General features: G+C 69.8%; 10 protein-coding genes. 1 reads left to right on the top strand and 9 read right to left on the bottom strand.

Features of this window, described 5'->3' with window-relative positions; genetic code table 11:
• Positions 1-3 precede the first annotated feature (3 nt).
• The 9 genes from K7C98_RS33700 to K7C98_RS33660 form a co-directional block, all read right to left on the bottom strand.
• On the bottom strand, positions 4-912 hold the full coding sequence (locus K7C98_RS33700; RefSeq protein WP_224195949.1) for a diacylglycerol/lipid kinase family protein: 909 nt from the start codon (positions 910-912) through the stop codon (positions 4-6).
• A gap of 30 nt (positions 913-942) precedes the next feature.
• Positions 943-2658: an AMP-binding protein gene (locus K7C98_RS33695; RefSeq protein ID WP_224195948.1), complete on the bottom strand. Its 1716-nt coding sequence runs from the start codon at positions 2656-2658 to the stop codon at positions 943-945.
• Entirely contained in the window at positions 2658-2891 is a 234-nt protein-coding gene (locus K7C98_RS33690; RefSeq protein ID WP_224195947.1) for an acyl carrier protein, read from the bottom strand. The genes K7C98_RS33695 and K7C98_RS33690 overlap by 1 nt, the downstream gene beginning before the upstream one ends.
• Positions 2892-4220: 1329 nt before the next feature.
• Positions 4221-4994 carry an enoyl-CoA hydratase/isomerase family protein gene (locus K7C98_RS33685; protein WP_224195946.1) on the bottom strand — a complete coding sequence of 258 codons (774 nt, stop codon included), beginning with the start codon at positions 4992-4994 and terminating at the stop codon, positions 4221-4223.
• Positions 4991-6625 (bottom strand): AMP-dependent synthetase/ligase, encoded by a 1635-nt coding sequence (locus tag K7C98_RS33680; protein WP_224195945.1) that lies wholly within the window; start codon positions 6623-6625, stop codon positions 4991-4993. The genes K7C98_RS33685 and K7C98_RS33680 overlap by 4 nt, the downstream gene beginning before the upstream one ends.
• Positions 6622-8103 (bottom strand): polysaccharide pyruvyl transferase family protein, encoded by a 1482-nt coding sequence (locus tag K7C98_RS33675; protein WP_224195944.1) that lies wholly within the window; start codon positions 8101-8103, stop codon positions 6622-6624. Before K7C98_RS33675 ends, K7C98_RS33680 begins: the two co-directional genes overlap by 4 nt.
• A gap of 10 nt (positions 8104-8113) precedes the next feature.
• On the bottom strand, positions 8114-9259 hold the full coding sequence (locus tag K7C98_RS33670) for an SDR family oxidoreductase (protein ID WP_224195943.1): 1146 nt from the start codon (positions 9257-9259) through the stop codon (positions 8114-8116).
• 4 nt (positions 9260-9263) lie between these two features.
• Positions 9264-10949 carry an SDR family oxidoreductase gene (locus K7C98_RS33665; RefSeq protein WP_224195942.1) on the bottom strand — a complete coding sequence of 562 codons (1686 nt, stop codon included), beginning with the start codon at positions 10947-10949 and terminating at the stop codon, positions 9264-9266.
• Positions 10950-10977: 28 nt separating this feature from the next.
• A complete protein-coding gene (locus K7C98_RS33660) occupies positions 10978-11655 on the bottom strand; it encodes an HAD family hydrolase (protein ID WP_224195941.1) in 678 nt (225 codons plus the stop codon).
• Positions 11656-11970: 315 nt separating this feature from the next.
• Between K7C98_RS33660 and mqnB the strand changes: the two genes are divergently transcribed.
• A complete protein-coding gene (gene mqnB / locus K7C98_RS33655) occupies positions 11971-12597 on the top strand; it encodes a futalosine hydrolase (protein ID WP_224195940.1) in 627 nt (208 codons plus the stop codon).

The following is a 12597-nucleotide window of genomic DNA, read 5'->3' as shown; positions in this document are numbered from 1 at the left end:
CGATCACGTCCGGACATCGAGCGCGGCCGGGACGACCTCCAGCCGCCGCGGGTTGATCTTGATCATCTCGCCGTCGACCATCACGTCGATGTCGCCGGCGAGGCGGAGGTCGAGGCCAGGCGCCTGGTAGCAGCGCACGGCCGGGTGCTGCACGTGGGTGCCGCTGAAGATCTTCGGGAAGGTGCGCAGGAGCCCGACGCGGCCCAGGCGGCCGACGCGGATGATGTCGAGCAGACCGTCGCGCGTGTTGGCGTCGGGCGCCATCATCATCTTGCCGCCGGTGAAGCGGCTGTTGTTGAACGAGAGGAAGGTCAGCGGCTCCCGATCCTCGGGCTGGCCATCGATCTGCATCGGGAAGGTGTACGGCCGCAGCGCGGCCACCCGCAGCACGGTGCTCAGGGTGTAGCCGAACTCGCCCAGGCTCGAGAAGCTGCGGTTGCGGGTGGCCCCGACGTCGGCGACGAAGCCGATGCTGAAGATGTTGATGAAGTGCAGGGCGCCGCGCGTGTGGGTGCAGCGGATGAGGTCGCACGGGCGCGTCTTGCCGGCGATGATGGCCTCGATCGCGTACTCGGCGCCCTGGTCGGTGAAGTCCCGCAGGAAGGAGTTGCCTGTCCCGAGAGGCAGCATGCCGAGCGAGGGCCGCTCACCCGCGGGCAAGGCGCCGGAGAAGATGCCGTTGATGAGCTCGTAGCTGGTGCCGTCGCCGCCGACGGCGATGAAGTGGCGCCGCCCGGCGGCGACCGCCTCGCGCGCGACGTCGGTGGCCTGGCCGGGCGCCCTGGTCTCGACGACGTCGACCTTGACGCCCGACTGCCGCAGCCGCTCGACGGCCGCCGGGGCCCGCTTGCCGCACACGCCGCCGCCGGCGGCAGGATTGACGACTGCGAGGAGTGCGGCCGGATCGTGCATGGGTGCAGCCTATCAGGCCCCGGAGGCCGATTACAGGTCGCGCAGGGCGAGGGCGCGGCCGAGCGGCTTGAGCTCGCGGGCGAGAGGGTCGCGCTTGATCTTCTGCGAGGCAGTGCGCGGGAACTCGCGCTCCCACAAGACGTAGGCGGAGATCCGCTTGTAGTCGGCGAGCTGGCGGTTGCGCTTGCGGAAGGCGTCGATGACGTCGGCCCGCGCGGCCTCGTCGAGCCCGGCCTTGGGCCGCACGACGACGATCAGCTGCTCGTCGGTCATCTTGCCGGTCGGCCAGATGTAGTTGGCCGCGAACACGCAGAACTCCTCGCAGTCGTCGATGTCGCCGAAGGCGGCCTCGATGTCCTCCGGATAGACGTTCTTGCCGCCCTCCGTGACGATCATGTTCTTGCTGCGACCGAGCAGCTTGAGGTGCCCGGCAGCGTCCATCGTGCCGAGGTCGCCGGTCCGCAGCCAACCATCGACGAGCGCTTCCCGCGTCAGCTCGGGCGCGTCCAGATAACCCAACATGACGGTGGGGCCGCGCACCCACACCTCGCCGACGCCGCTCTCGTTGACGTCCCGCAGCTCGATCTCGGTGCCCTCGACCGCCTTGCCGACGCTGTCGCCGCGGAACGGCTTGAGGTCGTTGACGGTGAGGACGGTGCCGGCCTCGGTGAGGCCGTAGCCGATGACGACCGGCAACCCGAGCCGGTTGAAGTACTCGGCGCTCTGCCGGTCGACGAAGGCGCCGCCGCAGAACATGAGCCGCAGCTTGCCGCCGAAGTACTCGTGGATCGGGGCCAGCAAGGTCTTGCTCAGCCCGTGGTTCGGCGCCTGCCGCGTGGCGTACTCGTTGATGTCCATGAGGCCGTCGAGCACGAGCCGCTGCCAACTCGGCAGCTCGGCGATCTTGTCCTTGATCTTCTTCTCGAGGGTCTTGAGGATCGTCGGCACCAGCGCCATGTGCGTGATGCCGTATCTCTTCATGGTGCTTGCCAGATAGGCCGGCCTCAAGGTCCGCTGGTGGACGACGGCGCCGCCCATCATCAGCGCGAGCAAAAAGCCGCACATGAAGTCGATGGCGTGGTTGGTCGGGAGGATCGAGAAGTAACGATCACCCTCGCTCAGCGGGTAGAGGTTGCCGAGCGTCTCGGCCTGCGCCAAATAGTTGCGGTGCGACAGCTGACAGCCCTTGGCCGCCCCGCCGGTGCCCGAGGAGTAGACGATGCAGGCGACGTCCTCGCGCGCCCGCGCGTGAAAGGTGAAACCTGACCCCTGGGGCAGGTCCTCCCAGCGCAGCGCCCGACCGACGTTGGCGCCCTCCGGCGCCTCGGTGACGATGACGAGGGTGCGCTCGAAGATCGAGGGATCCTCGCGCTGCAGCTTGTCCCACGCCGGCCACTCGGCGAGCACGACCCGCGGCCGACAGTGCGCGAGCAAGGCGTGCTGCTCGGGAGCGGTCAACTTGTAGTCGATGGGGACGAGGACGGCGCCGGCCCACAAGGCCCCGGTGGCGCCGATGAGCCACTTCGACTGGTTCTGCATGACGATCGCACAACGATCGCCAGGCCCGAACCCGTGGACCTGCAAACCAGCCCCGAACCGCTCGGCCTGCGTCCGCAGCTCGGCGAAGGTGTGGCGCGAATTCTCGCGGTGCCGATCGGCCTCGATCAGCGCGACGCGGCTCTTGTACGTGATGGTGGCGTCACGCAGCGCCTCGCCCAGGCAGGACAGCTTTCCCAGGTCGAGCATCAGCGCCTCGCGTCGATCTTCTGCGCCAGAGCAGCGAAGGTCTTGATCGCCTGAAGCTCGTAGTCGGGCAGCTCGACGTCGAACTCGTCCTCGACGTCCGAGATGAGCTCGACGGCCTGAAAACTGTCGATGCCCAGGCGCTCGAACAGGTCGTCCTCGGCGCGGAGCTTGGCCGGGTCGGCGCCGAAGCGCTTGGCGGCGAGACGGATGAGTGTGTCGAGAGTGTCGCTCATCGGATGTGCTCTCAGTGTTCTGCGGGCTTCTGCTGTCGGGACGCGGAGATCAGGCGCCGTGTGGGGAGACCCGGGGCCGTAGGGAGCAGCTCAGGCGAGAGGCATCGGGAATCGCGTGCGCGGGGACGCGGGGCCGTGGGGAGCGGCTCGCGTGCGCGGGGACGCGGGGCCGTGGTGAGCGGCTCGGGCGAGAGGCATCGGGAGTCGCGTGCGCGGAGACGCGGGGCCGCGGGGAGCGGGGAGGGGCGGCCTCGCGGCGGCGGAGCGGGTCCCTCGCGACGCGAGACCTGCCATGCCACATGCTCGACGCGGACGGCCGATGGGGCATGTCCGATGATTGATCCCGCGTCTGCGCGTGAGGCATGGGGCCCCTCGCTGCGTCCCACTCCGCCGCCGCGAGGCCGCCCCAGAAGATTGTGGTGGGCCCCGCTTGTCGTGAGGGGGAGATGATCGCTTCGAGCGAGAGAGCGGAGGTTGTAGGGGGCCCCGCTTGTCGTGAGGCGGAGGTGGTCGCTTGAAACGAGAGAGCGGAGGCGGTGGTGGGCCCCGCTTGTCGTGAGGCGGAGGCGGTCGCTTCAAACGAGAGAGCGAAGGCGGTGGTGGGCCCCGCTTGTCGGGAGGCGGAGATGGTCGCGTCGAGCGAGGGAACGGAGGGCGTGGCGGGCCCCGCTTGTCGTGAGGCGGAGATGGTCGCGTCGAGCGAGAGAGCAGAGGTCGTGGCGGGTCCCGCTTGTCGTGAGGCGGAGATGGTCGCTCCTGCTCGTTCAGACAGGTTCCTGGAAGCAGGACCGAAGGGACAGGCGAGCGGTGATGAGCGGGGCCGCTCGACGATCGTCTGGGTCGGCCCGGGCGCGGCGGAGTGGGACGCAGCGAGGGGCCCCATGCCTGGCGCGCAGACGGCGAGAGAACCTTCGGAAAGCGGAGAGCAAGATATCGCCGGCGAGCACCTGGCATGGCAGGTCTCGCGTCGCGAGGGACCCGCTCCGCCGCGCCCGGGCCGACCCACCCGGGTCTCCGTGGCCCCGCGCTGGCGCGGAACAAGAGGCGAGCCGCAGCTCGAGACCCCAAGCCGGCGCGGAACAAGAGATGAGCAGCTCGAGACCCCAAGCCGGCGCGGAACAAGAGAGGAGCCGCAGCTCGAGACCCCAAGCCGGCGCGGAACAAGAGAGGAGCTGCAGCTCGCGACCCCAAGCCCGCGCGGAACAAGAGAGGAGCAGCTCGAGACCCCAAGCCGGCGCGGAACAAGAGACGAGCCGCAGCTCGAAGCCCCGCGACTGCGCGGAGACAAGCCGCAGCTCGAGGCTCCGCGCCGATGTGGAACAAGGAGGCTCATGGCAGGTAGGGCCGCAGGTCGGTGGATTCGACGAAGCGCTTGAGGGCGGCCAGCAGCGCGGGTCCCTGGGCGAGGCGGACGAACAGCTCGCGCTCGGCGAGGAGCTCGTCGGTCGGGAGCTTCTTGATGAAGGCCTTGGCGGCCTTGCGCGCCGTCGGATCGAACTTGGCGGTCTGGGCCGCGAGGGCGCGCGCGGCGGTGATGCCCTCGCCGCCGGCGACGACCTGGCTGACGAGGCCGGCGGCCTGGGCCTTCTTGGCGTTGATGCTGCGGCCGCTGAGCAGGAGGTCGCGGATGAGGCCGTTGCCGACGTCGCGGCGCAGACGAGGGATGCCGCCGAAGCCGGGGATGATGCCGAGGCGCAGCTCGGGGAAGCAGAAGCGGGCCGACTTCTCGGCGATGAGGACGTCGCAGGTGAGCGCGAGCTCGAAGCCGCCGCCGAAGCAGACGCCGTGGACGACGCCGACGGTGGTCAGCGGCAGCATGTCGAGGTCGTCCATGACGCCGTGGATCTCGTCGATGAACTTGCGCAGCAGCGGGGCGTGCTGCTCGGCCGGGACGTCGCTCAGGCCGCGGTAGAGCTCGCGCAGGTCGGCGCCGGCGCAGAAGCCCTGGCGCAGGCCGCTGCGGAGGATGAGGGTGTGGGCGTCGCGATCGATCTGGTCGATGAAGCGGCGCAGATCGGCGAGCATCGCCGTGCCGATCTCGTTGCAGGGCGGCGTGGCGAGGGTGAGCTCGTAGACGCCGCTGTCGTAGGTCCAGTCGATCATGACGCGTAAGCCCTGTCGATCTCGGCGCGGTAGCGCTGCTCGACGGCGCGGCGCCGCAGCTTCTGGTTGGCGGTGAGGAGGCCGTTCTCGATGGTGAACGGGTCGGCGACGCGGATGAAGGCGCGGATCTTCTTGTAGTGCGGGACGCTGGCGTTGACGACCTCGAGCGCGGCGTCGATGTCCTCCTTCGGGACGTCGCCGGGGACGATGATGCCGAGGAAGGGGCGCGCGTGGCCGATGAGCATGCACTGCTCGGCGCGCGGACAGGCGGTCATGAACTTCTCCTCGATCGGCTCGGGGGCGATGTTGTGGCCCGACTCGGGGACGAGGATGTTCTTGACGCGGCCGATGATCCGCAGGTTGCCGGTGTGGTCGAGCTCGCACTGGTCGCCGGTGTGGAACCAGCCGTCGCGGATGGCCTCGGCGGTGGCCTGCTCGCGCCCCCAGTAGCCGGCGAAGATGCCAGGGCCGCGGACCAGCAGCTCGCCCTCGTCGCTGAGCTTGAGCTCGCAGCCGCCGATGGCGTGGCCGACGTAGCCGGGGCGCACGCCGCCCGGGGTGTCCATGGTGACGATGGCGGTGGTCTCGGTCAGGCCGTAGACCTGGTAGACCTGCACGCCGACCAGCTCGAACCACCACTGGGTCTCTTCGGCGAGCGCGGCCGAGCCGCAGATCAGGAACTCGAGGCTGGGGCCGACCTGCTGCTTGATCTTGCTGAAGACGAGCTTCTTGGCGAGGGCGAGGGTGAGCCTGTCCCCAAGGCCAGCTTTGCCCTCGCGCCGGCGGCGGAAGGCGGCCTGGCCGCGCTGGTAGAGGGCGAGGGCGACGCCGCCGCGCTCCGCGATCTTCTTGCCGACGCCGTTCTTGATCCGCTCGAGCACGGCGGGGACGTTGAGGTAATAGTGCGGATCGGCGGCGCCCATCTCGGCGACGAGGTTCTGCAGGTCGGTCGACAGCAGCAGCGGGTTGCCGCGGTACAGCTGCGTCCACAACATGACGCGCGAGCCGGCGAAGCAGAACGGCAGGAAGTGGAACACCTTGTCGGCCCGCTGCCCGCCGGTGATCCGGTCGACGCTGCTGCGGGTCTGCGGCAGCATGTAGTCGACGTTGGCGCGGGTGAGGACGACGCCCTTGGGCTCGCCGCTGGTGCCGGAGGTGTAGATGATGGTGACCGGATCGGCGGGCGCGACCGGGCGCGGCGGCTCGTGCACCGGGTCGCCGCGGAGGACGTCGCGCAGGTCCTCGATCGGGCAGTGCTCGGGCCAGGCGCCGCGCAGGCCGGCGGCGAGCTCGGGGCCGTCGGCGATGACGAGCACCGGGCTGCAGTCCTTGACCATGACGGCCAGCTCGCGCGGGTCCTGGCGGCTGTAGAGCGGGACGACGATCGCACCTTCGAACAGGATCGAGAGGTCCGCCGCGACCCACCGCGCGGAGTTGGGGGCGAGCAGGGCGACGCGGTCGCCGGGCTTGACGCCGGCGCGGCGGAGGGAGCCGCGCGCGTGGGCGACGAGGTGCAGCAGCTGCGCGGCCGAGGTCGGGCGCCGCTCCTTGCCGTGGAGCTCGATGAGCAGGTGCTCCTCGCGGGTCTTCTGGACCGCGGCGTGGATGACGTCGAGGAAGTTGTCGCTCATGCGTGGCGCTCCAGCAGGCGCTGCACGCCCGGCGGCAGCGGCGGCAGGTGGGCGTCCCAGGTGCGCGGGAGGTCGCGCCGCGGGAACTGCGGGTAGACGCGCACGACCTCGTCCATGAAGTCGATGCCCATCTGGCCCATGAGCTTGAGCTGGGCCGGGACGGCGCGGGCGATGTCGGCGCTGATGGCGTCGGCGTCGCGCCACAGCCGGCGCAGGGTGTGCAGCAGCTTCTCGCCGAGGTCGTCCTCGTCGACCTCGAAGAACATGTCCGGGTGGCCGCGATCGTTCATGAGGTTGCGGATCCGCTCGTCCATCGTGACGCCGGCCGAGGGCACGAGGCCCGGCATCGAGGTGACGATCGCGTGGAAGCGAGAGCTGATCATCATGCTGCAATTGCGCAGCACGCTGACGAGGTCGAACATGTCGTGCTCGTCGCTGACGAACAGCGACCCGCCGCGGTCGAGCCGCGGCAGCAGGTCCTCGCAGGCGTGGCGGTCGAGCTGCTCCATGCCGACGAGGATGGTGAAGAACTCGCGCTCCTGCGCGAAGGCGTTGACGCCGTCGGCCAGGGCCTGGATGTAGTTGTTGTACTTCTTCTCCGCCGCCTCGCTGTGGTGGTGGAAGTAGAAGGCGCTGTAGTGCTCGTGCTTGTACTGGCCGCCGAGCTTGTAGGCGGCGTACTTGAGCAGGTCGGGCTTGACCGGCCACCAGAACGGGTTGATCGGGCAGACGACGAGGACCTTCTGGCGGCCGTCCCAGCCGGCGTCGCGCAGCAGCTGAGCGCCGCGCGACAGCGGCGCCGGGTCGAAGGTCCAGGCGGTGTCGGCCCCGGAGGTGGTGCGGATCCCGAGCTCGCCCAGGACCTGACGCGAGGGCTCGTTGCGGCAGATGACCAGCGACTTCTTGCAGGCGTCGCGCACGAAGTCGCGCAGCCCCGGGGTCATGCTGCCGGCCTCGGCGCCGTAGCCGACGCTGATCTTGTTCTCGGCGTTGGCGAGGCCGAGCGAGCCGGCCATGAAGCAGGTCAGCGCGCTCGAGAACTTCGACTTGAACATCGAGCCCTCGCAGGCGATGACGCCGTGGTGCTTGGGGCACTCCTGGGCGATGAACTTGGGGAACACCGCCGGCAGCTCGATCTGGTGGACGGCGCGGAAGTAGCCGCGCGTCAGCTTGGGATCGACGGTCATGATCGTCAGCTCGAGGTCGTCGTCGCCGACGACGTGGCGCAGCTGGCGGATCATCTCCTCGACGCGGACGTCGGCGCCGGTGTTGCGCGTGCCGACGTAGCCGGCCAGCAGCAGCTTGAGCGGCTTGCCCGGCTCCCACGTCTCCGGCGACATGCCGAGCACGTGGCGCACGGCGACGCCCTCGATCGCGGCGGCGACGGTGGCCTGGAGGGCGCGGTCGGGGTCGACGACCTCCTTGACCTTGTCCCAGATCTTGCTGGTGGTCTTCTTGACGGGTGCGCTCTTGGACATGTTCGAAGGGCTAGGCCACCTGCCGCACCTGCGCGCCGCCGGGCCAGGGCTTGTACGGGTAGCTGAAGTTGTGGTCGACCGCGAAGCGGTAGAGCCCGTAGGCGTAGCGATCGAACGAGGCGGGCGCCTCGCCGAGGGCGTCGACGACCCGGCGGTTGTCGAACACGGTGTCGAAGGTGAGGTAGGGCAGGAACACCTTGAGCAGCGAGGCCGGGAGCGAGACGCCCCAGTTGCGCGGGGTGTTGGAGGCGGTCTCGACCACGCGGTTGAACGCGCCGTTGAGGCCGGGGACGAAGCGGTGCTTGACCGGGTGGCCGGCGCGCCGCATGGCGTCGACGACCTGGCGGTAGGTGAGCGAGGCGGTGCCGGAGCTGAGGTTGTAGGCGTCGTGCGCCAGCTTGTCGCGCTGGTGCAGGGTGACGATCGCCTTGGCGACGTAGTCGACCGGGACGATGTCGAGCCGCCAGTCGGGGTGGAACGGCAAGACCGGCAGCTTGGCGAGCATGACGAACGCCCGCACCATGTCGAACTGGGTGGTCTCGGGGAAGCGGCTGTCGCCGAGGACGATCGAGGGCCGCAGCACGAGCCCCGGGACGTCGGGCAGGAGCTCGTGCAGCATGTGCTCGCAGAACTTCTTGGTCCGCGCGTACGGGTCGTAGTCGGACTTGTCCCAGTCGACGGTGTTGTCCTCGGTGACGACCTCGCTCTTGCGCTCGCCGGAGACCGCGACCGTGCTGATGTCGGTGAAGCGGCGCAGGCCGTGCTGGTCCTGGGCGTCGCGCGCGAGCTTGAGGACGCTCAGGGTGCCGCGCAGGTTGACGTTGAAGCAGGACTTCGACGACTTGCGGTTGAGCGACGCGGCGCAGTGGATGACCGAGTCCATGGTGCGGACCAGCTTCTCGCGCGCGCCGGCCTCGAGGCCGAGGCCGGGGAAGGTCAGGTCGCCGAGGTAGAGGTCGCAGCGGGTGCGGACGAGGTCGAGGAAGCGCGGGAAGTCCATGTGCAGCTGCATGGACTTCCACAGCCGCTGCTCGGCCTCGGCGGGATCCTTGGCGCGCACGAGCAGGGCGAGCCGCTCGTTCGGGTGCTCGTCGAGCAGGCCGGCGGCGACGTACGAGCCGATGTATCCGGTGGCTCCGGTGAGGAAGATGGCCATGGTGTCAGACGACCTCGGCGTGGGGCGCGGGCGCGGCCTCGGGCGAGCGCAGGCGGAAGGGGTGGCGCGGGGCGTAGCTCTCGGGGGTCTTGTTCTCGAACAGCGGGAAGCACCACTTGCGCAGCCCGGGGATGTGCACGTCGATCCAGTAGTGGCGCCAGTCGATGCTGCGCGGGTCGCAGTCCCACTCGGGCTCGACGACGGGGTGGCGCAGCAGGTTGCGCGTGTAGAACGCGAAGTGGTTGTCGTGGATGAACGGCATGTACAGCTCGCACATGCGCTCGATCTTGTCGATCGCCTCGAGGGCGTCCTCGGTGTGCTCGGCGAAGTCGGTGAGCCGGCGGCGGATGAACTCCGGCCAGTCCTTCGGCGGGTCGCGCAGCCACTCGTCGACCGACTCGGTCATCTTGCGCACGTTCTCGATCCGCATCGGGTGGTCGGGCGTGACGGCGATGGCGTCCCAGCGCGACTTGAGGACGCGGTCGAGGGTGGTGTCGCCGCGGGTGCGCAGGTGCTTGCGGTGGGCCAGCGCGACCAGCTCGACGGCGCGGTCGATGGTCAGCAGGTTGAGGTCGGAGCTGCCGCACTGGTACACGGGCGCGTGCTCGCCCCGCATGAGGGCGGCGCCGGCGACGGTCATGCCGCGGCAGACGTAGTCGACGGGGATGATGTCGAAGGGGTTGCCCTTCTTGCACGGGAGGTGGCGGAACCAGCTGCCGAGCGCGTAGCTCAGCGGGCCGCAGGTGTTGAAGCCCTGGTTCCACCCGGGGAACGGGTAGCTCATCGAGCTCTCGACGATGGCCGGGCGGAACATGGCCCAGCGACCAGGATCGAGGCGGCGGGCGATCCACGCCTCGGCCATGTTCTTGGTGAAGGTGTAGATGTTGGTGAAGCCCCAGCGGGCGGCGCGGCGCTGGCCCTCGGCGACCATCGCGTCCTTGAGCAGGTTGCGCTTGATCCGGCGCGCCGTGTTGCGCACCAGCATCGCGTTGTTCTCGTCGCCGCCCTTGTCCCGGATCTGCTTGATCGCGTCGTCGTGGGCGCGGCGCTCCATCTCGGCCGACTCGTGGTCGGCGAGGATGGCGTCGATGCTGGCCTGGATGTCGGCGCTCTCGGCCTCGACGTCGAAGGCGTCGCCGCTGGGCGCGAGGTCGGGGCGGATGTCCTCGGCGATCTTGCCGTTCTTCTTGCCGGTGACGTAGCAGGTCGAGATGTGGAGGAGGACGGCCTTGTCGCAGGCGGCGACGAAGTTGGCGGCGTTGCGGGCGCCGTCGACGTTGGTCGTCATGGCGTCGCGCAGGTCGGGGTCGAAGTCGACGAGGCCGGCGCAGTTGACCACGAGGTCGATGTCGCGGCGCAGGCGGGCGAGCACCTCGGGATCCTCGACGCCCATGTCGGGCAGCGAGACGTCGCCGGAGACGACCTCGACCCGCTCGCTGACGAAGCGGCTCATGTCGGCGCCGTACTTCTCGTGCAGCGGGCGGAAGCACGGCGAGGTCTGGACCTGGCGCTCGAACCGGTCGGCCGCCGGGCGCAGCGCCTTCTTGCGGGTGAGCACGTAGATCTTGCCGATCTCGGGCACGTGCTGCAGCACCATCGCCAGCCACACCTTGCCGAGGAAGCCGGTGACGCCGGTCAGCAAGACGTGGCGGCCGGCGTAGCAGTGCTTGATCGAGAGCGGCGTGTTCACGGGTGTCCTCCGGTTCCTGTCCGTAAGGTCAGTCGCGATAGTCGATGATCGGCCAGTCGGCGTCCTTGGCGCTGCGGCGCAGGACGAAGTCGGGGTTGACGGCGCACGGCTTGCCGACGCGCGAGAGCAGCAGCATGTCGGGCCCGTGGGCGCCGTAGGCGGAGCAGCGGGCGAGCTCGAGCTTGTGCGCCGCGGCGTAGTCGTCGAGCCAGCGGCCGCCGACGTTGGAGCCGATGACCGGATCGAGCAGCCTGCCGGTGGCCTCGTCGTCCTCGAACTCGATGTGGTTGTAGGCGAGCTCGTCGTAGTGCTTGAGGTGCCGCGCGAGCGGCTTCATGATCGGCTCGATGCTGTCGGACAGCAGCACGACCCGCCGCCCCTCGGCCTGCAGCCGCTTGAGCAGCTCGAGGCCCTGATCGAGGATGGTGTCCTTCAGGACATCCTCGGCGTACTCCTCGCACAGGACCTCGACGCGGTCGCGGCTCATGCCGCGGATGGCGAGGTGGGCCAGACGGTGGGCCAGCGCGCGGTCGGTCTGGCCGAGCAGGCGGTGGACCGGGGCGGCCAGACCGACGAGGCCGAGGCGCAGCGCCCGCTCGCCGAACTTCTTGGCGTTGCCGGCCAGGTAGGCCGCCGCGCTGAGCACGCCGCGGGCGAGCAGGATGCCTTCGACGCGGACGAATGCTGCCGTGTTGGTTTGTGTCATCGACCAGACTCGCGGCCTAGTTAGCGCACCCGAGGCCAGCGTTACAAGCATTCCCAAGCTGACGGAGATGCCTGCGAAGGCCGCTGCGCACGCCGTTTTACGCGTGCACCGAAGTGCGCAGGATCGGCGGCGACGAGGCCTCGGGGGTCTTCGGTGGGCTTTGGCGGCGAGGCTCGCGAAGGCCCGAGATGTTTACTCGCGCGAGTAAGTAGTTGCCGCGGACGTTTGACCGTGCGTTTAAGAAATTGCTCCCCGAATCGCGGCGGTCGGGGCGTCACCGGTGGGTCGCGCGTCGAGGTGCGCTATCGTGTGGTCGTGACCCCGCCGCTGCTCGTCTGCGCCGCCGAGGTCGAGGGCCGCGGGCTGCCCTCGGCGCTGCGCCTCGGCGTCGGCAAGGTGGCCGCGGCGGTGGCCATGAGCGAGGCGCTGCACAGGCGCCGGCCGGCGTGGGTGCTGCTGTTCGGGGTCTGCGGCGCCTATCCCGAGGGACATGGCCCGGGGAGCAGGCTGGACGTCGGCGACGTGTGCCTGGTCGGCGACGAGTGGCTCGCCGACGAAGGGGTGGCGACCGACGAGGGGTTTCTGCCGCTGTCGCGGCTGGGGCTGGGGTCGAACGGGCCGTTTCACGCCGACGCGGAGCGCTCGGCGGCGGCGGCCCGGGTGCTCGCGGCGCCGATCGTGCGCGGGGCGACGGTCAGCGCGTGCAGCGGGACGGACCCGCGCTCGCGCGAGCTGGCGACCCTGACGGGGGCGACGGTCGAGACGATGGAGGGCGCGGCGGTGGCGTGGGCGTGCGGGCGCGCGGGCGTGCCGTGGGTCCAGCTGCGCTGCGTCAGCAACCGGACCGGACGACGGGCCGCGGGCGGCTGGGATCTGCCGCGCGCGGTGACCGGGGTGCAAGAGGCGCTGAGGCGGCTGGAGGCCGCGAATTGGGGGATGTGA

The sequence above is a fragment of the Nannocystis pusilla genome (assembly GCF_020073745.1).
In the GTDB taxonomy this organism is placed as follows: Bacteria; Myxococcota_A; Polyangia; order Nannocystales; family Nannocystaceae; genus Nannocystis; species Nannocystis radixulma.
Note: the sequence above shows the minus strand (reverse complement) of the source record. Positions and strands in the feature narration are given on the sequence as shown.